This window comes from Xanthomonas arboricola pv. juglandis (assembly GCF_905367715.1).
Lineage (GTDB): Bacteria > Pseudomonadota > Gammaproteobacteria > Xanthomonadales > Xanthomonadaceae > Xanthomonas > Xanthomonas arboricola.
This window is the reverse complement of the sequence record NZ_HG999362.1, coordinates 2,946,650-2,970,553: the sequence shown is the minus strand read 5'-3', so window position 1 is coordinate 2,970,553 and position 23,904 is coordinate 2,946,650. Positions and strand designations below refer to the sequence as shown.

The following is a 23,904-nucleotide window of genomic DNA, read 5'->3' as shown; positions in this document are numbered from 1 at the left end:
ATTTCTCTGTCGTACGTTCTTGCTGGCGTGTTGGCCGGTTGAATGCTGCGCGAGGTCCTGTCCCACCCAACCGAGGCAGCCAGCCACACGCATGAAAAAACTGATCGGACGATTTTGCCAAGGCCTCAGCCTGGCGTTGATCTGCTCGATGGCACTGGGCGCATGCAGCACCGGTCCGAAGATGGCGGATTCCCTGCCGCTTCCGGATCCGCTCGCGATGTCTGCAGTGCAACCGGAGTATCGACTCGCCCCAGGCGACTTGCTGTTGTTCAAGGTGTTCCAGGTCGACGATCTGGAGCGGCAGGTCCGCATCGATCAGAACGGCCACATCTCGCTGCCGTTGATCGGCGACGTCAAGGCAGCCGGCCTGGGTGTCGGCGAGCTGGAAAAGCTGGTGGCAGAACGCTACGCCGCCGGTTATCTGCAGCAGCCGCAGGTGTCGGTGTTCGTGCAGGAATCCAATGGTCGCCGGGTCACGGTGACCGGTGCGGTCGACGAGCCGGGCATCTATCCGGTGATCGGCGCCAACCTGACTCTGCAGCAGGCCATCGCGCAGGCCAAGGGCGTTAGCACAGTGGCCAGCCGCGGCAACGTCATCGTGTTTCGCACCGTCAACGGTCAAAAGATGATCGCCAGATTCGATCTGACCCAGATCGAGAAGGGGGCCAACCCGGACCCTGAGATCTACGGCGGCGACATCGTTGTGGTGTACCGCTCGGACGCACGCGTCTGGCTGCGCACCATGCTGGAACTGACCCCCCTTGTGATGGTGTGGCGCGCTTACCGATGAGTATGAATTCAGACAATCGTTCTTCCCCGTCTCATCGTCATGGGCATCTCGAGCTGGCCGACGTGGGCTTGCTCGACTACTGGCGCGCTCTGGTGTCGCAGCGCTGGTTGATCATTCTGATCACCGTCGCGGCAGTGGCACTGGCGTTTGGCGTCACCCTGCTGATGCCGGAAAAGTACCGCGCCACCAGCACGCTGCAGATTGAGCGCGACTCGCTCAACGTGGTGAATGTCGACAATCTGATGCCGGTGGAATCGCCGCAGGATCGCGATTTCTATCAGACCCAGTACCAGCTGCTGCAGAGCCGCTCGCTGGCTCGTGCGGTGATCCGCGAAGCCAAGCTCGATCAGGAGCCGGCGTTCAAGCAGCAGGTCGACGAAGCGCTGGAAAAGGCTGCTGCCAAGAATCCGGAAGCCGGCAAGTCGGTGGACTCGCGCCAGGCCATCATCGAGCGCAGCCTGACCGATACGCTGCTGGCCGGGCTGGTGGTCGAGCCGATCCTCAATTCGCGCCTGGTCTACGTCAACTACGATTCGCCGGACCCGGTGCTTGCTGCCAAGATCGCCAACACCTACACCAAGGTCTTCATCGTCAGTACGCAGGAACGCCGCATCAAGGCGTCCTCGTTCGCGACCAAGTTCCTGGCCGAGCGCCTGGAGCAGTTGCGCGACAAGGTGGAGGACTCGGAGAAGAATCTGGTCTCCTATTCCACCGACGAGCAGATCGTGTCGGTGGGCGACGACAAGCCATCGCTTCCGGCGCAGAACCTCAGCGACCTCAATGCGATGCTGGCATCGGCACAGGACACCCGCATCAAGGCCGAGGCAGCCTGGCGTCAGGTCAGCAGCGGTGACGCAATGTCGCTGCCGCAGGTGCTGAGCAACCCGCTGATCCAGAGCCTGCGCGGCGAGCAGATCCGCTTGAACACCGAATATCAGCAGAAGCTGTCGACCTTCAAGCCGGACTATCCGGAAATGCAGCGCCTGAAGGCGCAGATCGAAGAGTCGCGTCGCCAGATCAATGGCGAGGTCCTCAATATCCGCCAGTCGCTGAAGGCGACCTACGACGCATCGGTGCATCAGGAGCAGTTGCTCAACCAGCGCATCGCCGGATTGCGTAACGATGAGCTCGATCTGCAGAGCCGCAGCATCCGCTACAACATGCTCAAGCGCGACGTCGATACCAATCGCCAGCTCTACGATGCGCTCCTGCAGCGCTACAAGGAGATCGGTGTGGCGAGCAACGTCGGCGCCAACAACGTGACCATCATCGATACCGCAGACGTGCCTACGTCTAAGACTTCGCCGAAACTCAAATTGAACCTCGCTTTGGGCTTCATCTTTGGCGTATTCCTGGGCGTGGCTGTGGCACTTGTGCGCTACTTCCTGCGTGGCACGGCAGCGCAGACGCGGTTGGACTGACATCGTCGTGTTGCACAACGATGGTTAATTGAAGTGACAACTGATTCAGCGTGGAAAAGGTTGGATCCCGTATGTTTCGGGCTCCTTCGTTTGAAAGTTTGTCTCTGTTGAAACAAAGGGCTGTCGTGCGATCTGGGGTCGGTAGGTATTACCGCGGTGATCGCTCGACGGAGATGATTGAAAGCTCGCGTGCGTTTCGTATGTTCCCCCGCATGCGCCGTATCGAGTTTGGAGGACATCCCCATGCTTTTGGCAGACTTGAGTAGCGCGACTTACACCACATCCTCGCCGCGATTGTTGTCCAAGTATTCGGCTGCAGCCGATCTGGTCCTGCGCGTCTTCGACCTCACCATGGTCGTGGTCTCCGGGCTGATCGCCTATCGCATCGTCTTCGGCTCCTGGGTGCCTGCGGCACCGTACCGGGTCGCCATTGCCACCACGTTGTTGTACTCGGTGATCTGCTTTGCGCTGTTCCCGTTGTATCGCAGCTGGCGCGGTCGCGGGCTGTTGAGCGAGCTGATGGTGCTGGGCGGTGCATTCGGCGGCGTGTTTGCGCTGTTCGCGGTGCACGCGTTGATCGTGCAGGTTGGCGAGCAGGTCTCGCGCGGCTGGATCGGCCTGTGGTTTGTCGGTGGCCTGGCCTCGCTGGTGGCAGCCCGCACGGTGCTGCGCGGCTTCCTGAATCACCTGCGCACCCAGGGTGTGGATGTCCAGCGGGTGGTGGTGGTGGGTCTGCGTCACCCGGTGATGAAGATCAATCACTACCTCAGCCGCAATCCCTGGGTCGGCATGAACCTGGTCGGCTACTTCCGCACACCGTACGACATCGCCGTGACCGAGCAGCGTCAGTCGCTGCCGTGCCTGGGCGATCCGGACGCGCTGATCGAGTACCTGAAGGACAACCAGGTCGAGCAGGTGTGGATTTCGCTGCCGCTGGGCGAACGTGACCACATCAAGCAGTTGCTGCAGCGCCTGGATCGCTATCCGATCAACGTGAAGCTGGTGCCGGACCTGTTCGACTTCGGTCTGTTGAACCAGTCCGGCGAGCAGATCGGCAACGTGCCGGTGATCAACCTGCGCCAGGGCGGTGTGGACCGCGACAACTACTTCGTGGTCGCCAAGGCGCTGCAGGACAAGATCCTGGCGGTGATAGCGCTGATGGGCCTGTGGCCGCTGATGGCTGCGATTGCGGTCGGTGTGAAGATGAGTTCGCCGGGTCCGGTGTTCTTCCGCCAGCGTCGCCATGGCTTGGGCGGTCGCGAGTTCTACATGTTCAAGTTTCGCTCGATGCGTGTGCATGACGACCATGGCACCACCATCCAGCAGGCGACCAAGAACGACACCCGTATCACCCGTTTCGGTGCGTTCCTGCGCCGCAGCAGCCTGGACGAGTTGCCGCAGATCTTCAACGTGCTCGGTGGCAGCATGTCGATCGTGGGTCCGCGCCCGCACGCTGCGCAGCACAATACCCATTATGAAAAGCTGATCAATCACTACATGCAGCGCCATTACGTCAAGCCGGGCATCACCGGTTGGGCGCAGGTCAATGGATTCCGTGGCGAAACCCCGGAGCTGCGCACGATGAAGAAGCGCATCCAGTACGACCTGGACTACATCCGTCGCTGGTCGCTGTGGCTGGATATCCGCATCATCGTGCTGACCGCAGTGCGTGTGCTCGGACAGAAGACCGCGTACTGATGATGGCGGGGAGTGTGCGACCTGGCGCGTCGAGCGCCGCGGGCGGCTGCATCGCAGCCGCCCCTCTCAAGCAGGCGTCTGCATGCTGATCCGAATGAGCGACGAGGCCCGCGTTCGCTGGCACAACCTGCTGATCGAACTGACGCTGCTGGTTGGCGTCGGTTACAACCTGGTGCTGGCGCTGATCAACGCGAACGTGTTCACCGTACGTCCGGTGATCACCTACGCAGTCGAGTTCATGGTCTACGCCGCGTGTTTCCTGCTCGGCCTGGGCTCGATGAGCCGCAAGCGCATTGCATTGATCATCAGCGGCCTGGGGCTGATCGTCACCTTGATGTTCGTGCGCTTTCTGGTGAACTGGCAGATCGATCCCAAGTTCTTCCGCGACGCGCTGGTGGTGTTTGCGTTCGTGGTGCTTGGTTCGGCTTATACCGGGTCGGTGCCCAAGCTGTTCGTGCGCATGACCATCATCGTGTCGTTGGTTGCGGCCTTCGAACTGGCGATGCCCAGCGCCTATGGCGATCTGGTCAACCCGAAGAGCTTCTTCGTCAACGCGCGCGGCATGAGCGCGGAAGGGTTCTGGAACGAAGACAGCAACCTGTTCGTTAGCGCCACGCGACCGGGCGAGCGTAACTTCCTGCCGGGCTCCAATCTTCCCCGCGCCTCCTCGATGTTCATCGAGCCAGTGACGATGGGTAACTACATCTGCTTCTTTACCGCGATCGTGCTGGTGTTCTGGCGCTGGATGCGACCCTCGATGCTGATCCTGTCGGTCGGTTTGATCGGTTTCATGGTCGTGGCCTCCGACGGCCGACTTGCGGCGGGCACCTGCGTGCTGATGGTGCTGCTGTCGCCGCTATTGAAACGCCTGGATCAACGGCTGGCGTTCCTGGTCTTTCTACTCGTGATCATGACGGCGTGGCTGTTGGTGTGGATCACCGGGATCACGGCCTATCAGGACAACACGATGGGCCGGATCTTCTTCACCGTCAATTCGATGAACAACCTGTCCTTCAACTCGTGGATGGGCCTGGATTTTGCGCAGGCATACCGTTACTTCGACAGCGGCATTGCCTACTTCATCGCATCGCAGTCGATCGTCGGCGTGCTCGCCTTCCTGCTGTCGTATTCGTTCCTGTTGTTGATGCCGAGCAAGGAAGGGCAGTTGTTCAAGAACCTGGCAATCTTTGCATTCGCGCTGAGCCTGCTGGTGTCCAACGGCTACTTCTCGATCAAGACGTCGGCATTGTGGTGGTTCGTGTGCGGCTGCCTGTGGCACATGCGGCCGACCTGGTCTGCTGCCAGCGCTACGCAGCTGCCCAGACAGGATTCGGCCGACGAGGATGCGCGATTGCCACTGCCCGCGGGAGGCACGCGATGAGTGTGGCGGCAACGCAAGCACCGCAGCCGGTTGCACCGGTGGTCGGCGCGTACGTTGCCACCGGCGGGCGCAGCCGCGACCCGCGTATCGATGCCACCAAGGCCCTGGCGATTCTGTTGGTGGTGTTCTGCCACGCCAAGGGCGTGCCGCATGCGATGACGTTGTTTGCCTACAGCTTTCATGTGCCGCTGTTTTTCATGGTGTCCGGCTGGCTGGCGGCGGGCTATGCGTCGCGGACCACCGGCTTGCCGCAGACCATCAGCAAGCAGGCGCGCAGTCTGTTGCTGCCGTATGTGACGTTTTATCTGCTCGGTTACGCGTACTGGTTGCTGACGCGCAATATCGGCGAGAAGGCGGCGCGCTGGGGCAGCCATCCGTGGTGGGAGCCGATCGTGGCGATGTTCACCGGCATCGGCCCCGATCTGTATGTGCAGCCCCCGCTGTGGTTCCTGCCGGTGATGCTGGTGACGGTGCTGAGCTATGTAGTACTGCGGCGCTGGCTGTCGCCGGTGGTGATCGCGGTGGCGTCGTTGATCCTGGCCTGGTGCTGGATGCGCTGGTTTCCGGGCCAGCAGGTACGGCTTTTTTTCGGCCTGGACGTTCTACCGGTGTCGCTGTGCTTCTACGCGCTGGGCGCCTTGCTGATCCACGTTTCCGCACGTCTGCCGAGCTCCTTGCCGGTCAGCGCGCTGGCGACGGTGCTTCTGGCGTTGCCGGTGGCCTGGCTGGCCGATCGTAACGGCCGCATCGACGTCAACATGCTGGAGTTCGGCCGCAACCACGCCGGATTTGTGGTTAGCGCAGTACTCGGCTCGCTGATGGTGATCTGTGCCGCACGGTTGGTACAGGGCTGGGCCTGGATACAGTGGATCGGCCGCAATACCTTGCTGATCCTGTGCACCCATATGCTGGTGTTCTTTGTGCTCTCCGGTGTCGCGGCGCTGGCCGGCGGATTCGCTGCCTCGCGTCCGGGCCCGGGCTGGGCAGTGTTCGTGACGGTGTTTGCGCTGCTCGCGTGCGTGCCGCTGCGCTGGTTGCTGATGCGTTTTGCGCCGTGGACCCTGGGTGCCCGCCCGGTGGCGGCATGAGCGGCGCTGCGCCATGACCACCGCACCGTATTCTAACGCGTCCAGGCACGACGGCCTGGGTGCCAAGGCCGCGCCAGCGCCTGCATTGACCCGCGATTGGCAGATCGATGCAGCAAAGGCGCTGGCCATTGTCCTGGTGGTGCTGGGGCATGCCAACGGCATGCCGGCCGCCTACAAGTTGTTTGCCTACAGTTTTCATGTGCCGCTATTTTTCGTGCTGTCCGGCTGGGTGGGCGAGCGCTTCGGCCGCCGCGCAATGACGGTGGCGACGATCGCGAAGTTGGCGCGCACGTTGCTGGTTCCCTATGTCGCGTTTTTCCTGGTGGCTTACGCCTGCTGGTTGCTGATGGGAGTGACCAGCCGCGCGGCGCATCCATCGCATGTGCTGCCGTGGTGGAATCCGTTTGTCGGCCTGTTCTGGGCCAACGGCACGCGTCTGTACGTGCTTCCGGCGTTGTGGTTCCTGCCGGCCTTGTTCGTCACCACGCTGGCCTATATCGCCTTGCGTACGCGCCTGACGACGGCGGCTCTGGCAGCAGTCAGTCTGTTGCTCGCCTTGGCATGGGCAGGCTGGTTTCCGTCGTTGCACCTGCGGCTTCCGTTGGCGCTGGATGTATTGCCTGTCGCGCTGTTCTTCATCGCCGTGGGCGGGTGGCTGTCGCGCTATGCCGATGCACTGCGCGCGCTTGGCGCCTCGGTGTGGGCGTTGGCACTGCCGGTGCTGGCGGCAGCATGGTGGTGGCTGGCCGGATGGAACGGGCAAGTGGATGTGAACAATCTGCAGTTCGGGCATTCCGCTGCGGTGTTCCTGCTGGTCAGCCTGCTGGGCACCGCGATGACCTTGTGCGTGGCGTATTTCGTTCGACAGTGGCGTTGGCTGCAGTGGATCGGTGGCAATACCTTGCTGATCCTGTGCACGCACACATTGGTGTTCCTGGTGCTCACCAGTGTGGTGGCACGAACTGGTGTGATCGCTCGCAGCCTGATCGGCACACCGGCCTGGGCGATGGGCCTGAGCGCGTTTGCTGTCGCTGTCAGTGTGCCGATGCGCGCGGTGTTGGTGCGCGTTGCGCCGTGGATGTTGGGATTGAAACGTAAATGACGAGCTTCCAGAATGATCAGCCGAGCATGCAGATGTGTCTGCGTCGCTGGCACAGGAGATTGGCGTAATGAAAGTGGTGCATGTCGTCCGCCAATTCCATCCTTCGATCGGAGGCATGGAGGAAGTCGTTCTCAATGTGGCCCGTCAACACCAGGCCACCAGTGCCGATACGGTGGAGGTCGTGACCCTGGATCGGGTGTTTACCGATCCGGGTGCGCAACTTGCGCAGCAGGAAACCTATCAAGGCTTGCCGATCCGACGCATCGGTTATCGCGGCTCGTCGCGTTATCCGTTGGCGCCGTCCGTGCTGAGCGCGATCCGCTCGGCCGATCTGGTGCATCTGCACGGCATCGATTTTTTCTACGACTATCTGGCGCTGACCAGGCCGCTGCATGGCAAGCCGATGGTGGTGTCCACGCACGGCGGGTTCTTCCACACCGCGTATGCCTCGCGGATGAAGCAGCTATGGTTTCAGACGCTCACCCGCACCTCGGCATTGGCGTATGCGCGGGTGATCGCCACCAGCGAGAACGACGGCGAGCTGTTCGCCAAGGTGGTGTCGCCGGCGCGTTTGCGGGTGATCGAAAACGGCGTGGATGTGGAGAAATACGCAGGGCAGGGCGCAGCGACGCCGGGACGGACCATGATGTATTTCGGCCGCTGGTCGGTGAACAAGGGCCTGATCGAAACCCTTGAGCTGCTGCAGGCGGTATTGCAGCGCGACCCGCAGTGGCGCCTGATCATCGCCGGACGCGAATATGATTTGAACGAGGCCGACCTGCGCAAGGCGATCGCCGAGCGGGGCTTGCAGGACAAGGTGCAGCTCAGCATGTCGCCGTCGCAGGAGCAATTGCGCAGCCTGATGCAGCAGGCGCAGTTCTTCGTCTGCCTGTCGCGCCATGAAGGCTTCGGCATCGCTGCGGTCGAGGCGATGAGTGCCGGCCTGATTCCGATCCTCAGCGCTATTCCGCCGTTCGTGCGTCTTGCCAGCGAATCGGGGCAGGGCGTGATCGTCAACCGCGACCGGATCGATGCGGCCGCAGATCAGGTGCAGGCGCTGGCGCTGCAGGCGGATGCGGATTTCGATACGCGTCGTGCAGCGTCGATGGCGTACGTGAGCCGCTACGACTGGAAGCATGTGGTCGGGCGTTACATCGACGAGTACCACACCGCGTTGGGCAGCCGCCGTACTCGGGAGGCAGTGCGATGAGCGCGCCTGCATCGGCAGCGATTGTGCGTGCGTCCGCGCAGCCGCAGGTCACCGTGCTGTTCTCCACCGAGAAGCCCAATGCCAGCACCAATCCGTATCTGACCCAGCTCTACGCATCGCTGCCCGCCGCAGTGCAGCCGCGCTTCTTTTCGATGCGCGATGCGTTGTTGTCGCGCTACGACGTGCTGCATCTGCATTGGCCGGAATATCTGTTGCGCCATCCCAGTGCGGTCGGCACTTTGGCCAAGCAAATGTGTGCGGCGCTGTTGCTGCTCAAGCTGCAGCTGACCGGCACGCCGGTGGTGCGCACCTTGCACAACCTGGCACCGCACGAGGATCGCGGCTGGCGCGAGCGCGGCTTGTTGCGCTGGATCGACCGGCTGACGCGTCGCTGGATCCGCATCAACGCGACCACGCCGCCGCGACCGCCATTCACCGACACCATCCTGCACGGCCATTATCGCGAGTGGTTTGCAAAGATGCCGCAAGGCACGCCGGTTCCGGGGCGGCTGCTGCATTTCGGCCTGATCCGCCCGTACAAGGGCGTGGAAACGCTGCTGGAGGTGATGCGTCAGGTCGACGATCCGCGCCTGAAGCTGCGTATCGTTGGCAACCCGGCCACGCCGCAGATGCGCAGCCTGGTGGAAGAGGCCTGCGCGCAGGATCCGCGTGTGAGCGCCTTGCTGGCTTATGTCGAAGAACCGGTGCTGGCACGCGAAGTCAGCGAGGCCGAGCTGGTGGTGCTGCCGTACCGGCAGATGCACAACTCCGGCACCTTGTTGCTGGCGTTGTCGCTGGCGCGCCCGGTGCTGGCACCGTGGAGCGAATCCAATGCGGCGATTGCCGAAGAAGTGGGGCCGGGCTGGGTGTTTCTCTATGAAGGCGAATTCGATGCGGCGCTGCTGACCGGCATGCTGGACCAAGTGCGTGCCGCGCCGCGCGGCCCGGCGCCGGATCTCTCGCAACGTGACTGGCCACGGATCGGACAGCTGCATTACCGCACCTACCTGGAAGCGCTCGGCAAGGATGGAGACGCCGCGCTGTGACCGCAGAGATCCCAACGATGAATTCTCCCACGCCGCCGCCACAGCGCAGCCTCGGTTCGCGCGCCGCCGGTGGCGCAGCGGTGACCATGATCGGCCAGTCGGCCAAGATGGTCGTGCAGTTCGGCGGCATCATCCTGCTGGCGCGCCTGCTGACGCCTTACGACTACGGCCTGATGGCAATGGTCACCGCGATTGTCGGTGCGGCCGAGATCCTGCGCGATTTCGGCCTGTCTGCCGCTGCCGTGCAGGCCAAGCATGTCAGCCGCGAGCAACGCGACAACCTGTTCTGGATCAACAGCGGGATCGGCTTGTCGTTGTCGGTGGTGGTGTACGCCTCTGCCCATGTGATCGCCAATTTCTATAAAGAACCGGCGTTGGTGACGATCTCCCAGGCGCTGGCGGTGACCTTCCTGATCAACGGCATGACCACGCAGTACCGCGCGCACCTTAGCCGCGGGCTGCGGTTTGGCCAGGTTGCGCTCAGCGATGTGGGATCGCAGGTGCTGGGCCTGGGCGCGGCCGTCGCTGCCGCCTTGCTGGGCTGGGGCTATTGGGCGCTGGTGGTGCAGCAGGTGGTGCAGGCGGTGGTCAATTTCATCATCGCGGCGAGCTGTGCACGCTGGTTGCCGGGCGGGTACCAACGCTCGGCGCCGATGCGCGACTTCATGAGCTTCGGCTGGAACCTGATGGCTGCGCAGTTGCTGGGCTATGCCAGCCGCAACGTCGGCCAGGTCATCATCGGTTGGCGCACCGGCCCGGATGCACTGGGCCTGTACAACCGTGCGTTTCAGTTGTTGATGATGCCGTTGAATCAGATCAACGCGCCGGCCACCAGCGTGGCGTTGCCGGTGTTGTCGCAGCTGCAGGACGACCGCGAACGCTTCAGCGCCTTCCTGCTGCGCGGGCAGACGGTGATGGTGCATCTGATCGTCGCGCTGTTCGCCTTCGCCTGCGCGCTGGCCATGCCGCTGATCGTGCTGGTGCTCGGCGAGCAGTGGCGCGAGGCGGTGCCCCTGTTCCAGGTGCTGACGCTGGGCGGTATTTTCCAGACCGCGTCCTATGCAACCTACTGGGTGTTCCTTGCCAGGGGCCTGATGCGTGCGCAGTTGCTGTTCTCGCTGGTCAGCCGCATCGTGCTGATCGGCTGCATCTTCGTTGGCTCGCGCTGGGGCGCGATGGGCGTGGCGATCGGCTACTCGTTCGGCCTGCTGGTGACCTGGCCGTTGTCGCTGGTCTGGGTCGGCAAGATCTCCGACGCACCGGTGGTTGCACTGTTCACCAATGCGGTGCGTGCGATGACTGCGTATGGCGTGGCGGGAGTGTGCGCGTATTACGCATCCATCACCGTCGGTGGCCCGCTGTGGCAGCAGCTGGCTGTCGGTGCGGCCGCGATGGCGGCGGTCTGTCTGCTGGCGTTGGCGATCTGGCCGGCGTTCCGCCGCGATGTCGTTGCCATCCTCAACATCCGCAAGTTGCTGAAGCAGGCCAAGGCACGCCAATGAGATCGACATCGTCTTCGCCTGCGTTCTTGCATGCTTACTCCCACTCATTCATAGGACACGGCCCATGAGCGATACACCCGCCGCCGCTTCCGGCATTCGCCGGCCTTGCTATCTGGTCTTGTCCGCCCACGATTACCGCACGCCACGGCGCGCCAACATCCACTTCATCACCGATCAACTCGCGCTGCGCGGCACCACGCGGTTTTTCTCGCTGCGCTATAGCCGGCTGTCGCGCATGAAGGGCGACATGCGGCTGCCGCTGGACGACACCGCAAACACCGTGGTGTCGCACAAGGGCGTGGAGTGCTACCTGTGGCGCACGACGGTGCATCCCTTCAACACGCGCCGCGCCTGGCTGCGTTCTGTCGAAGATGCGATGTTCCGCTGGTATGCCGCGCACCCGCCACGCCAGTTGCTGGACTGGATGCGCGAGGCGGACGTGATCGTGTTCGAAAGCGGTATCGCGGTGGCCTTCATCGAGCTGGCCAAGCGCATCAATCCGGCAGCGAAGCTGGTCTATCGCGCTTCCGACGGCCTGAGCACAATCAATGTCGCGTCCTATATCGAGCGCGAGTTCGATCGGGTTGCACCGACGCTGGATGTGATCGCATTGGTGTCGCCGGCAATGGCGGAGGAAGTGGCAAGCCGCGACAACGTCTATCACGTCGGCCACGGTGTGGATCACAACCTGGATCAGCTGGGTGACCCATCGCCGTATGGCGAAGGCATCCATGCGGTTGCGGTGGGCTCGATGTTGTTCGATCCGGACTTCTTCGTGGTTGCCAGCAAGGCGTTCCCGCAGGTCACGTTCCATGTGATCGGCTCGGGCATGGGCCGGCATCCCGGCTATGGCGACAACGTGATCGTCTATGGCGAGATGAAGCACGCCGAGACCATCGGCTACATCAAGCATGCCCGTTTCGGGATCGCACCTTATGCATCCGAGCAGGTGCCGGTGTATCTGGCCGATAGCTCGATGAAGTTGCTGCAATACGATTTCTTCGGCCTGCCTGCGGTGTGTCCGAATGCCGTCGTGGGGCCGTATCAATCGCGTTTCGGCTACACTCCCGGCAACGGTGAGTCGGTCATTGCGGCCATCAGTCGCGCGCTGGAAGCACCGCGCGTGCGTTACCGCCAATGCCTGAATTGGTCCGACACCACCGACCGCGTGCTGAATCCCGGTGCGTATCCAGAAACCCGTTTGTACCCGCAGCAAGATGGCGCAGCTGTGCGTGCTTTTTCGGAGGCCGCGCTCTCGCACTGATGCGGCGCACCCAACTTTAGAAGGAGACTGCTCGTTATGGCCAATGCTTTGCTGCAGAAATGGATCGAACATGCGGAACGCCGTGCCTTGTTCTGGTGGCAGCCGAAGAACGCTGGCGTCAACATGGGCGATCATCTGTCCAAGGTGATTGTGTCCTGTGTGCTCTCCTTGCAGGACAAGACGCTGATCGAGAAGCGTGATCTCAGCAAGAAACTGATCGCCATCGGGTCCGTGCTGCATTTTGCCAAGGACGGCGACACCGTCTGGGGCAGCGGCATCAACGGCAAGATTCCTGCCGAGCGCAATACCTTCAGCACGCTCGATGTGCGTGCAGTGCGCGGTCCGAAGACGCGTCAATTCCTGCTCGATCGCGGGATTGCGGTGCCGGAAGTCTATGGCGACCCCGGTCTGCTGACACCGATGTTTTTCCCGGCCGATGCACTGGGAACGGCGAACAAGCGTCCCTTCGCCATCGTTCCGCATTTCAACGAGCCAGTCGAGAAGTACAGCGCGTACGCGGACCATCTGGTGTTTCCCAACGTCAAGCCTGCAACCTTCATGAGTGCGTTGCTGGGCGCCGAGTTGGTGATCAGCAGTTCGCTACACGGGCTGATTCTTGCCGAGGCATACGGGATTCCGGCGGTGTACCTGGATTGGGGCAACGGCGAGGATCGCTTCAAGTACGACGACTACTACAACGGCACCGGACGCATGCAGTGGCACTCGGGCAACAGCGTGGAAGAGTGCCTGAAGCTTGGCGGTAACGGCGATTTCGATCTGGAAAAACTGCAGGCCGGGCTGTTGGCCGCGTTTCCTTACGACCTTTGGTGATTCGATGATGCAGGGCCGGCATGTGGATACGGAGACGACAGCAACCGCCAACGCAGCGATGCCGCAGGGCGTGGTGATTCCGCTTGGCGGATTTCCGGTGCTCTCCACTACGCAGGAAGCATTTGCACTGGAGTTGTTTCACGCATTGGCCGCCCGGCAACCACGCCGGGTATTTTTTGCCAACACCAATTTCATCGTGCAATGCCAGGCACTGCGGCTGCGGATGCGCGAGCCCAGCGTGCGCATCGTCAATGACGGCATCGGCATGGATCTGGCAGCGCGCCTGATCCATGGCCGCCGCTTTGCCGGCAATCTCAATGGCACCGACCTGATTCCGTATCTGTGTCGCGAGGCCGCGCAGCCGCTCAAGTTCTTCCTGCTCGGCGGTCGTCCGGGCGTGGGCAAGACCGCTGCCGCGACCTTGACCGGAACCCTGGGTCAGCAGGTGGTCGGCATGTGCGACGGCTACGGCGAATTTGCCGCCGCCGGCGAGGGCCTGGCCGAGCGCATCAATCGCTCGGGCGCCGATGTGCTGCTGGTGGCCTTCGGCAACCCGCTGCAGGAGCGCTGGATCCTGGACCACAGCCATGCCTTGAACGTCCCGCTGGTGTTCGGGGTCGGCGCGTTGCTGGATTTCCTGTCCGGCACCGCCAAGCGTGCGCCGGATTGGGTACGGCGCCTGCATATGGAATGGATGTACCGGCTGCTCAACGAGCCGCGTCGCCTGCTCAAGCGCTATAGCTGGGATCTGCTGGTGTTCTTCCGTACCTGCCTGCGTGCGGGCAAGCACCTGCCGTGATGCATGCGCGGGGTCGGCTGGCTTAGCATGTAGGCATGCATCCGACCGCCGCCAACCTGATCCGTTCGCTCGAACTCGCCCCGCATCCCGAGGGCGGGCATTTCCGTCGCGTGTATGCGTCTGCGCGCCAGGTGAGCGAGGGCGGCCAGCCGCGCCCGGCGCTGACCGCCATCCGCTTCCTGCTTGCTGCCGGCGAGTCCAGCGCCTGGCATCGCGTCGATGCGGAAGAAAGCTGGCATTGGCAGCAGGGCGATGCGTTGGAACTGTCGATCTACGACGAGGCCAGCGGGCAGCTGCAACGCCTGATCCTGGATGCTGCCGAGCGCGGTGAGCCGATGCACGTGGTGCCGGCAGGGTGCTGGCAGGCGGCGCGGTCGCTTGGCGATTTCACCCTGGTGGGCTGCACGGTCTCGCCGGGATTCGTCTGGGAAGGATTCGCGCTGCTCGACGGCGCCTCGCCGCTGGCTGCGCACCTGGCCAGCCTGGATCCACGCTGAGCCATCGACGGCTGCGGCGGCTGCGGCGGTGAACATTTCCCTAACGCGGCCATGGCCGGCTTGGCGTAGTGTCCGCGTTCTCACACAGGGGGCGAGACGTGATGCGAGGCCAGCGGGCGGGGTGGGGCGTGGGAATGATGCTGGTGGCGTTGCTGGCGTCGGCCAGCGATGGCACGAAGCCGCCGCCGGCCGCGCCATCGCCGCCGGCCGTGGTCGATCTGGAAGCGATGGTGGTGCGCGGCGTGCAACCCGGCCCGGGCCTGTGGAAGGTCAGCAAGGGCGATCATGTGCTGTGGATCCTGGGCACCGTGTCGCCGCTGCCGAAGCGGCTGCAGTGGCAGTCGGCCGAGGTGGAGACGATCATCGGCCAGTCGCAGCAGGTGCTGATGGCCCCGACCGTCCAGATCGATGCGGACATGGGGTTCTTCGGCAAACTGACCCTGCTGCCCTCGGCGATGAAGGCGATGAAGAACGAGGACGGCCGCGAACTGCGCGAGCTGCTGCCGGCTGATCTGTATGCGCGCTGGTCGGTTGCCAAGGCACGCTATCTCGGCAGCGACCGTGGGGTGGAGCGCAAGCGCCCGATGCTTGCCGCCGGCGAGTTGTATCAGGCAGCGATCAAGCGCTCCGGCCTGGCGCGCTCGCCGGTGATCTGGTCGGTGGTGGAGCGTGCCGCCAAGCGCGCCGGGATCAAGCCGACCCCCACCGCGCTGGATTACAAGATCGCCGACCCGCGCCAGGCCATCAAGGAGTTCCGCGCCGGTGGCATGGACGATACCGCGTGCTTCCGCAGCATCCTGGTCACCGTCGAGCGCGACCTGCCCACGATGGTCGAGCGCGCCAACGCCTGGTCGGTGGGCGACATCGAGGCACTGCGGCAGTTGCCACGCGAAGATCCGCAGGCCGCCTGCATGAGCGCCATGGCCAGTTCCGGCGCCGCCAGGAAGCGCGGCATCGACGATCTGGAACGGCGCATGCGCGAGCACTGGCTGAGCATCGCCACCACCGCGCTGCAACGCAATCGCAGCACCTTCGCGGTGCTGCCGATCAGCCGGCTGACCGCGGCCGATGGCTATCTGGCGCGGTTGCAGGCGCTGGGATATGCGGTGGAAGCGCCTTGACACGTTGGCACGACTGCCCGGCGGTTGTGGTCTGGAACGAGGTGGCGATCGACTGACCGATCGCCGTCCTCGCAGGCAGGCGATGCGCGGCGCGCGCTGCGGCGATCGATCGGCTCGGCCCACGCCAGCCACGGTATGCTGCGCGCCTTGTCCAACGAGACCTCCGTGTTGAACGCATTGCCGCTGCGCATTCTGGGCACCGGGCGCCATGTCCCCGCCACGGAGGTGACCTCGCAACAGCTGGATCAACGCTGGCAGCTGCCGGCAGGCACCACCTTCGCGCGCTCGGGAGTGGCCACGCGCCATTACGTGGGCGAGGGCGAGACGGCTTCGTCGATGGGTGCGACGGCGGCGACCCAGGCGCTGGTAAGCGCGGGCATCGACCCCGGTCAGGTCGATTGCCTGATCTCGGCCTGCAGCGTCATGGAGCAGCCGATTCCCTGCCAGGCGGTGCTGATCCAGCGCGCGCTCGGGCTGGGCGATTCGGGCATTCCGGCCTTCGACGTCAATGCGACCTGCCTGAGCTTTCTGGTGGCGCTGGACATGGCCGCGAATGCGTTGGCGCTCGGGCGCTACCGGTGCGTGTTGATCGTTTCCAGCGAGGTGGCGTCGGGCGGGCTGGATGCATCGACGCCGGCCACCGCCGGCTTGTTTGGCGATGGCGCGGCCGCGGTGGTCGTGGGGCGCAGCGCCGCCGATGACGGCTCGGCACTGCTGTCCAGCCGCTTGTCCAGTTATGGCGATGGCGCGGAGCTGTGCCGCATTCGCGGCGGCGGCACACGCTATCCGCGCGGCGAAGAACAGTCGCCCGAGGCCTTGCGCAGCTTCAGCATGGATGGGCGTGGCGCCTACCGGTTCGCGGCACGCCATCTGCCTGCATTCTGGGAACGGCTGCTGGGCGAGGCCGGCATCACCACGGCAGCGTTGCGCTGCCTGGTCCCGCACCAGGCCTCCGGTGGCGGCCTGGATCATGTGGTGCAGGCGCTGGGGCTGCGCCCCGATCAGGTGATTCGCATCCTGCAGACCTCCGGCAACCAGGTCGCCGCCTCACTGCCGCATGCTCTGCATCACGCCCGGATCGAACAGCGCATGCAGCGTGGCGATCTGGTTGCGCTGCTCGGCACCGGTGCCGGGCTGGCGATCGGTGGCATGGTGTTGCGGTACTAGGGCGTGGCATGTTCCGACCAGGTCGCGCCCTGATGCCGCCACGCGTGTCGCTCGAGTTGCTGCGCATCGGCCATTGCCGCCACTGCGAGCGCATGGTGCGTGCGGACGGCCACTGGCATGCCGTGGAATTCCCCGCGTTGAGCGTGCTGATCCGGCATCCGCAGCGCGGCGCGCTGTTGTACGACACCGGGTATGCCGAGCATTTTTTCCGCGCGACCGATCCCTGGCCCGAGCGCCTGTATCGCTGGACCACGCCGGTGCACCTGCCCGCGCACGAAACGCTGGGCGCACAGCTGGCACGCCGTGGCGTGCAGCTGGAGGAGATCGCCTGGTGCCTGATTTCGCACTTCCATGCCGACCATGTCGGCGGTCTGCGCGATCTGCCCAACGCGCGCTTCCTGTGCCTGCGCGCCGACTATCAACAGTTGCGCAGTTGTTCGCGCATCGGCGGCCTGCGGCGTGCCTTGTTGCCGCAGCTGCTCCCCGAGGATTTCGATCGACGCCTGCAGTTTGCCGAGCAGGCGCCGTTGCGTGCGTTGACCGGCGCCTGGCAAGGTCTGGGCGCGGCCTACGATCTGTTCGCAGACGGCAGCGTGCTGGCCGTGCCGTTGCCCGGACACGTGCCCGGGCAGATGGGCCTGTGGTTGCGCGATCAACACGACCGCGAGGTATTGCTGTGCGCGGACGCGGTGTGGTCGTCGGCGACCTGGTCTGCGCTGCAGTGGCCTGCCTGGCCCACACGTTTGTTGATGCACGACTGGCGCGCGTTCCGGCGCACCGTGCAGCAGCTGCACGCGCTGTCGCATGCACACCCGGAGTTGGCCATCCTGCCGTCGCATTGCCAACCCAGTCTTGACCGTTATCAACCGGAGTGGCGATGAGCCTGCGTATTCTCGTGACCGGTGCATCCGGCTTTGTCGGTGGTTCCTTCCTGCGACGTTTCCAGGGGCAGCCGGGTGTGGAGATCCACGGCATCGGTCGTCGCGCCAGCGATCTGCCCAACTACCATCGCATCGATCTGAGCCAGCCGTTCTCGTTGCAGTGGCAGCCGGATGTGGTGATCCACGCTGCGGCATTGGCCTCGCCGTGGGGCACGCGCGCGCAGTTCCAGTTGCACAACGTCCAGGCCACCGCCAACGTCATCGACTTCTGCAAGCGCCATGGCTGCCCGCGTCTGCTGTATGTGTCGTCCAGTTCGGTGTTCTATCGCGAGGAGCATCAATATGACCTCAGCGAGGACAGCCCGATCGGGCCGACGTTCGTCAACACCTACGCGCAGACCAAATACCTTGGCGAAACGCTGCTGGAGCAGTATCCGGGCGACAAATCCGTGCTGCGCCCGCGTGCGGTGTTCGGGCCGGGAGACACGGTGCTGTTCCCGCGGGTGATTGCCGCTGCGCGCAAGGGTGCGCTGCCGCGCTTCGTCGGCCAGACGCAGCCGGTGATCGGCGACCTGATCTACATCGATACGCTGTGCGATTACCTCTATCGCGCTGCGACCGCGCCGCAGTTGCAGCCGGCCTACAACCTCACCAATGCGCAGCCGGTGGATCTGCAGCAGTTGCTGTTGGACCTGCTCACGCGCCTGCAGCTGCCGCTGCCGCGACGCGAGGTGCGCATCGCCACTGCACTGCGCATGGCCAGCGTGGTGGAGGCGGCGTATCGCGTGCTGCACCTGCGCGGCGAGCCGCCGATCACGCGCTTCGGCGTGGGTGCGTTCGCCTATTCCAAGACCTTCGATCCACGACGCACGCTTGCCGATCTCGGGCCGCCCAGCGTCAGTCTGGAACAAGGCATCGAGGCATTCGTGCGTTGGCAGGCGGCGCAGTGGGCGTAGTCGTTCCGATAGTGGCAGCCGCCTACCTGGCGGTGCTGACGGTCAAGACGGCTGCAGTGCTGTGGGTGCTGCGTGGTGCGCTCAAACTGCCACCGGGTGGCGCCACCGCAACCCAGGCCGAGGTGGCGATCCTGCAGCCGGTGCTGGGGGGCGATGCGCATTTGCAGCAGGTGCTTGCGGCCAACCTGCAAGCGCTGCCGGACGCGCAGTTTGTATGGCTGCTGGATGCAGACGATATCCCGGGAAACAGCGTTGCCGACGCCTTGGTCGCGCTGCATCCGCATGCACGCATCCAGCGCATGCGGGTGCCGGCCGCGCCGGCCGGGATCAACCCCAAGGCCTGGAAGCTCGAGCACGCGCTGGCGCATGTGCGCGCGCCGATCAGCCTGGTCCTCGACGACGATGCACAGCTGAGCGCCAGCGCGCTCGCACGCCTGCTGCAGGATCTGACCGACGCCGATATGGTCACCGCGTTGCCGTACTATCAGGACAGCGCCACGCTGCCAGGCCGGCTGTTGTCGCAGTTCGTCAACAACAATGCGGCACTGACCTATCTGGGCTGGTTGCCGTTCGCCGCGCCGCTGACCATCAACGGCATGTGCTATGCCGCGCGTACCGAGCAACTGCGTGCCTGGGGCGGGTTTGCCGCGTTACTGCAGCAGCTCACCGACGATCTGGCCATTGCCACCTTGGTGCGTGAGCGCGGCGGGCGACTCCGCCAATCCGTCGCGCCGGTGGCGATGCGCACCGCGATGCCGGATCTGGCCAGCTACGCACGCCAGATGCATCGATGGATGCTGTTCGCGTCGATCCTGCTGCGTCGGCAGAGCGTGGGCGTGCGTTCGGCGATCGGCGTGCTGCAGGGGCTGCCGCCGTTGCTGCTGCTGGCCTTGCTGGCCTGTGCCTGCGTGCAGGCGAGCTGGCCGGCGCTGGCCTGGGTGCTGGGCACCGTGCTGCTGCGTGCGCTGCTGCTGTGCCTGGTGCAATGGCGGGTGAGCGGTGCGGTTCGCCACCGTCCATTGCTGTCGGTTGTTGCGGAGTGCCTGCAGCCGCTGCATCTGCTGCATGCTGCGCTGGTGCGCACGATCCGCTGGCGCACCCGGCGTTATCGCGTGTTGCCGGATGGGCGCTTTCGTGCGGACTGACGGCGCCAGCCTGCAGATCGCCTTCCTCACCGGGCAAAGCGATCCGGAGAGCTGCGCATTGAGCATGCAGCAACGGCATTTTCTGCAGCAGCTGCAAGGCCCGGGCCGGCGGCTGATCGACTGCAATTATCCGTATCGCCTTGATAGTCCACCGCACCGGCACATGCCGCTGTGGCGCGCCAGCGTGTCCAACGCGCACCAGTATCTGGCCGCACGCGCCGCACGCGTTGCCGATGCGGATCGCACGCGCGTGGTGGCGCTGCTGGAGCAGGCGCCGACGACGGTACTGCTGGCCGGCAGTTGTGGCCTGCAGCTGCTGACAGCCTTACGGCTGCCGCAGGCGCTGCGCACGCGGCTTGCGGTGTTCGCCTATGGCCCGGTGTGCAGCAATACGCCTGGCACGTTCGGGCAGCTGCGCGTCGTCCAGGGCAGCGGCGACTGGATCTCGCGCGCGCTGTTCGCCGGTGCGCCCGATCTGACGCCTGCCTGCGGGCATCTGCACTATCTGCGCGATGCGACAGTGCTGGCCGAGTGCCAGGCCTTTATCGCGCGGGTCGAGCAGGCAGTACAGGGGAGGGGACATGCGCATTGATCTGATTGCGCCGCCGTATAGCGGGCATCTGCATCCGATCCTGGCGATCGCCCGGCAGCTGGCGCCACATCACGATGTCCAGGTCATCAGCACGCCGGCGGCACTGGCGCGCATCCGTGCATGCGGGCTGAGCGCGGTCGGCGTGCTGGATGCGCAAGCCGACCAGCAGTTGCTCGATATCGCCAATCCACCGCATGCGGTAGGCCACAATCCCTTGCGGCTGCGCCGACAGTTGCACAGCGCGCTTGGCCTGATGGCGCGGGTGGGCGATGCGGTACGGCAGCGCTGGCGCGAGCGGAGGCCGGATCTGGTGATCGCCGATTTCACCCTGCCTAGCGCGGGGTTAGCGGCGCAGGCGATGGGGATCGCCTGGTGGACCAGCATGCCGTCGCCATGCGTGATCGAAACCGGCGACGGGCCTCCGGGGTATTTCGGTGGCCTGCTTCCGCCATCCACGGCAGCGCAGCGGATCTGGCAGGCGATGGCGCGGCGGCTGACGCGTGGCTTCAAACGGAGCCTGCACCTGTGTTACCGCCGTCAGATGCGCGCATCCGGATTGCCGGCGATCTATCGCAGCGATCGCAGCGAGGCGGTGTATTCGCCGCACTGCATCCTGGCCCTGGGGCTGCCGTCGTTCGAGTTGGCACGGCGCTGGCCGGCGGCGGTGCGCTTCGTCGGGCCGCAGCTGTGCACGCCGCCCGCAGCGGTTGCGCCGCCGCAGTTCGTCCCCGGTCGTCGGCATGTGCTGGTGACGCTGGGCACGCATCTGCAATGGGTCAAGCAGCGGATGGACCAGGTGCTGCGCGCCGTCGCAGTGCGGTTTCCGCAGGTGATCTTCCACTTCAGCGATGGCGATACCGCCACGCCGCCAGCGCAGACGCACGGCAACTACCAGCGCCTGCCGTACGTGGACTACGCGCAGCAGCTGCATCGCTACGACCTGGTGGTCCACCATGGCGGTGCCGGCATCCTGTATGCCTGCCTGGCCGCGGGCTTGCCGTCGATCGTCTACCCGCTGGATTACGATCAGTTCGACCATGCCGCGCGCCTGCAGCGCGCAGGTGCGTCGTGGTGGCTGCGCGAGCTGGACGGTCTGCCTGCGCTGTTGCGCGAGGCACTTGCCGCCACCGAGCTGCCAGCGGGCGTGCGCAGATTGCAGACAGAGCTGCATGACATCGATGCGCAGGCGCGCATCCTGCGGCTGGTGGGGGCGTTTGCACGCACTGGGGCGGTGCCGCAGGTCTGATGCGTTATCGCGCGGGATCGGTCGTGTTGCGAGTCACGCATCAGCGTCAGCACGCGGCATACGGCATTACCGGCACAGGCAGGCGATTCTGCAAACGCCTGCCGCAACTGCCGCCGCGTGTGACCCGCGCAGGCTTCAGCCTGCAGCGGCATTCAACGCGGGCGGCTTGCCTGCCATCAGCTGCGGCCAGCGCTTGAGCACCGCAGCGCGGATGCCGGCCTGGTCGATGCCGGCCTCGGCCAGCAGGTCTTCGCGGCTGGCGTGGTGCTGGAAGCTGTCCGGCAGGCCCAGGTGCAGCATCGGCATGGTGACCGCTTCGGCGTTGAGCAACTCGGCCACGCCGGAACCGGCGCCGCCGGCAACGACGTTGTCTTCGATAGTGACGAAGCCTTCGTGGCTCTTGGCCAGCTCCAGCAGCATGGCTTTATCGAGCGGTTTGACGAAGCGCATGTTGACCACGGTCAGGCCAAGCTCGCGGCCGACCGCTTCTGCCGCATCCACGCTGGCGCCGAAACCCAGCAGGGCGATGCGTGTGCCGCTGTGACGCAGCTGCGCCTTGCCGATCGGCAGGCTGGTGAGCGATGCATCGAGTGCGCTGCCCGGGCCGGTGCCGCGCGGGTAACGCACTGCCGCCGGGCCTTCGTAACGCACGCCGGTGGTGAGCATCTGACGGCATTCGGCCTCGTCGGCCGGCGCCATCACCACCATGTGCGGGACGCAGCGCAGGAAGCTCAGGTCCAGGTTGCCGGCATGGGTGGCGCCGTCCGGGCCGACCACGCCGCCGCGGTCGATCGCGAACAGCACGTCGAGCTTCTGCACTGCCACGTCGTGCACCAGCTGGTCGTAGCCGCGCTGCAGGAAGGTGGAGTAGATCGCCACCACCGGTTTGGCGCCCTGGGTCGCCATGCCGGCGGCTAGCGTCACCGCGTGTTGCTCGGCGATTGCCACGTCGAAATAGCGCTGCGGGTATTCCTTGCTGAAACGCACCAGGCCCGAACCCTCGCGCATCGCCGGGGTGATCACCAGCAGCTTGGGTTCGGCCGCGGCCATGTCGCAGACCCAGTCGCTGAAGACATCGGTATAGGTCGGCTTCTTGACGCCGGCCTTGGCGACCAGGCCCTTGCTTGGATCGAACGGACCGACGGCGTGGTAACCGATCTGATCGCCTTCGGCCAGTTCGTAGCCCTTGCCCTTGGTGGTGATCACATGCAGCAGCTGCGGGCCCTTGAGCGTCTTCAGGGTCTTCAGTGCGCCGACCAGGCCAGGCAGGTCGTGGCCGTCGATCGGGCCGGTGTAGTGGAAGCCCATTTCCTCGAACAGCGTGGACGGCACGAACATGCCCTTCCAGTGTTCTTCCCAGCGCCGCACGAAGCGCGCGGTGGGGTTGTTCTTCTTGTCGCCGAGGATCTTCTTGCCGCCCTCGCGGATGGCGTTGAGGGTGCGGCTGCCGCTGGCACGCCCCAGCATCTTGGTCAGTCCGCCGACCGCTTCGGAGATCGACATGCGGTTGTCGTTGAGGATCACCAGCAGGTTCGGCTCCGGGTCCATGCCGCCGGCATGGTTGAGCGCCTCGTAGACCATGCCGGCGGTCATCGCGCCGTCGCCGATTACCGCCACCACCTTGCGCTCGTCACCGCTGCGCTGCGCGGCGATCGCCATGCCCAGCGCGGCCGAGATCGAGGTCGAGGAATGCCCGACACCGAAGGTGTCGTAGACGCTCTCTTCGCGCTTGGGGAACGGCGCCACGCCGTCCTTCTGCTTGACCGTGTGGATCTGGTCGCGGCGGCCGGTAAGGATCTTGTGCGGGTAGGTCTGATGGCCCACATCCCACACCAGCTGATCGACCGGGGTCTGATACAGGTAGTGCAGGGCGACGGTGAGTTCGATCACGCCCAGGCCGGCCGCAAAATGCCCGCCGCTCTTGCCCACCGATTCGATGAGGTAGGCGCGCAGCTCTTCGGCGATCGCGGTCAGATCGGCCTCGTCGAAAGTGCGCAGATCGTCGGGGGTCTGGATGCGGGACAGGCGCGGATAGCGGGTGGAGTCGATCATCATCGTGTCAATGTTCTGAAGCCGTATTGTCCTCCCCATGCGAAGGCCCGGCAAGCAAACCGGTTCAGCTGTCAGCGGGAAGTGATGACCGAGCCTGCTGGCAGCGCAGGCGCGC

Annotated in this window: 21 protein-coding genes; 20 read left to right on the top strand and 1 reads right to left on the bottom strand. The window is 64.7% G+C overall.

From position 1 onward, the window contains the following. Nucleotides 1-91: 91 nt before the first annotated feature. The 20 genes from KHN93_RS12875 (at nt 92) to KHN93_RS12780 (ending at nt 21,737) form a co-directional block, all read left to right on the top strand. Nucleotides 92-790 carry a polysaccharide biosynthesis/export family protein gene (locus tag KHN93_RS12875; protein ID WP_016903310.1) on the top strand — a complete coding sequence of 233 codons (699 nt, stop codon included), beginning with the start codon at nt 92-94 and terminating at the stop codon, nt 788-790. Beyond that, nucleotides 772-2,211, top strand: coding sequence for a GumC family protein (locus KHN93_RS12870; RefSeq protein WP_026064516.1), 1,440 nt, complete (start codon nt 772-774; stop codon nt 2,209-2,211). Before KHN93_RS12875 ends, KHN93_RS12870 begins: the two co-directional genes overlap by 19 nt. A gap of 243 nt (nt 2,212-2,454) precedes the next feature. Further along, entirely contained in the window at nt 2,455-3,909 is a 1,455-nt protein-coding gene (locus KHN93_RS12865) for an undecaprenyl-phosphate glucose phosphotransferase (protein ID WP_039522126.1), read from the top strand. Nucleotides 3,910-4,003: 94 nt separating this feature from the next. Then, entirely contained in the window at nt 4,004-5,290 is a 1,287-nt protein-coding gene (locus KHN93_RS12860; RefSeq protein WP_212579642.1) for a polysaccharide biosynthesis protein GumE, read from the top strand. After that, nucleotides 5,287-6,378, top strand: coding sequence for an acyltransferase family protein (locus tag KHN93_RS12855; RefSeq protein WP_211920303.1), 1,092 nt, complete (start codon nt 5,287-5,289; stop codon nt 6,376-6,378). Before KHN93_RS12860 ends, KHN93_RS12855 begins: the two co-directional genes overlap by 4 nt. Before the next feature lie 13 nt (nt 6,379-6,391). Next, nucleotides 6,392-7,480: an acyltransferase family protein gene (locus KHN93_RS12850; RefSeq protein WP_104594348.1), complete on the top strand. Its 1,089-nt coding sequence runs from the start codon at nt 6,392-6,394 to the stop codon at nt 7,478-7,480. A gap of 67 nt (nt 7,481-7,547) precedes the next feature. Next, nucleotides 7,548-8,690, top strand: coding sequence for a glycosyltransferase family 4 protein (locus tag KHN93_RS12845; RefSeq protein ID WP_211920301.1), 1,143 nt, complete (start codon nt 7,548-7,550; stop codon nt 8,688-8,690). Beyond that, the gene (locus KHN93_RS12840; protein WP_211920298.1) at nt 8,687-9,736 is read left to right on the top strand and encodes a glycosyltransferase; all 1,050 of its coding nucleotides are present in this window, start codon (nt 8,687-8,689) and stop codon (nt 9,734-9,736) included. Before KHN93_RS12845 ends, KHN93_RS12840 begins: the two co-directional genes overlap by 4 nt. A 17-nt stretch (nt 9,737-9,753) precedes the next feature. Continuing rightward, complete coding sequence (locus KHN93_RS12835) at nt 9,754-11,238, top strand: lipopolysaccharide biosynthesis protein (RefSeq protein ID WP_047128908.1); 1,485 nt, start codon at nt 9,754-9,756, stop codon at nt 11,236-11,238. Nucleotides 11,239-11,302: 64 nt separating this feature from the next. Then, nucleotides 11,303-12,502, top strand: coding sequence for a GumK N-terminal domain-containing glycosyltransferase (locus KHN93_RS12830; RefSeq protein WP_211920296.1), 1,200 nt, complete (start codon nt 11,303-11,305; stop codon nt 12,500-12,502). Between the two features lie 36 nt (nt 12,503-12,538). Then, nucleotides 12,539-13,333, top strand: coding sequence for a polysaccharide pyruvyl transferase family protein (locus tag KHN93_RS12825; RefSeq protein ID WP_039522111.1), 795 nt, complete (start codon nt 12,539-12,541; stop codon nt 13,331-13,333). A 4-nt stretch (nt 13,334-13,337) separates the two neighbouring features. Then, nucleotides 13,338-14,132 (top strand): WecB/TagA/CpsF family glycosyltransferase, encoded by a 795-nt coding sequence (locus KHN93_RS12820; RefSeq protein WP_016903299.1) that lies wholly within the window; start codon nt 13,338-13,340, stop codon nt 14,130-14,132. Nucleotides 14,133-14,167: 35 nt separating this feature from the next. Further along, nucleotides 14,168-14,629: a cupin domain-containing protein gene (locus tag KHN93_RS12815; RefSeq protein WP_053054115.1), complete on the top strand. Its 462-nt coding sequence runs from the start codon at nt 14,168-14,170 to the stop codon at nt 14,627-14,629. Between the two features lie 101 nt (nt 14,630-14,730). Then, complete coding sequence (locus KHN93_RS12810) at nt 14,731-15,750, top strand: TraB/GumN family protein (protein ID WP_167705904.1); 1,020 nt, start codon at nt 14,731-14,733, stop codon at nt 15,748-15,750. Between the two features lie 135 nt (nt 15,751-15,885). Next, nucleotides 15,886-16,917, top strand: a complete 1,032-nt coding sequence (locus KHN93_RS12805; protein ID WP_211920294.1) for a 3-oxoacyl-[acyl-carrier-protein] synthase III C-terminal domain-containing protein — start codon at nt 15,886-15,888, stop codon at nt 16,915-16,917. Nucleotides 16,918-16,949: 32 nt separating this feature from the next. Further along, a complete protein-coding gene (locus KHN93_RS12800; protein WP_039526610.1) occupies nt 16,950-17,798 on the top strand; it encodes an MBL fold metallo-hydrolase in 849 nt (282 codons plus the stop codon). Beyond that, nucleotides 17,795-18,754, top strand: coding sequence for an NAD-dependent epimerase/dehydratase family protein (locus KHN93_RS12795; protein WP_211920292.1), 960 nt, complete (start codon nt 17,795-17,797; stop codon nt 18,752-18,754). The genes KHN93_RS12800 and KHN93_RS12795 overlap by 4 nt, the downstream gene beginning before the upstream one ends. Further along, nucleotides 18,745-19,899 carry a glycosyltransferase gene (locus tag KHN93_RS12790; RefSeq protein WP_184352385.1) on the top strand — a complete coding sequence of 385 codons (1,155 nt, stop codon included), beginning with the start codon at nt 18,745-18,747 and terminating at the stop codon, nt 19,897-19,899. Before KHN93_RS12795 ends, KHN93_RS12790 begins: the two co-directional genes overlap by 10 nt. Continuing rightward, nucleotides 19,877-20,491, top strand: a complete 615-nt coding sequence (locus KHN93_RS12785) for a hypothetical protein (RefSeq protein WP_211920290.1) — start codon at nt 19,877-19,879, stop codon at nt 20,489-20,491. The genes KHN93_RS12790 and KHN93_RS12785 overlap by 23 nt, the downstream gene beginning before the upstream one ends. Then, the gene (locus KHN93_RS12780) at nt 20,481-21,737 is read left to right on the top strand and encodes a glycosyltransferase (RefSeq protein WP_211920288.1); all 1,257 of its coding nucleotides are present in this window, start codon (nt 20,481-20,483) and stop codon (nt 21,735-21,737) included. The genes KHN93_RS12785 and KHN93_RS12780 overlap by 11 nt, the downstream gene beginning before the upstream one ends. A 135-nt stretch (nt 21,738-21,872) precedes the next feature. Here the strand turns inward: KHN93_RS12780 and dxs are convergent, their stop codons facing one another. Continuing rightward, a complete protein-coding gene (dxs, locus tag KHN93_RS12775) occupies nt 21,873-23,789 on the bottom strand; it encodes a 1-deoxy-D-xylulose-5-phosphate synthase (RefSeq protein ID WP_039529840.1) in 1,917 nt (638 codons plus the stop codon). Between the last annotated feature and the right edge of the window lie 115 nt (nt 23,790-23,904).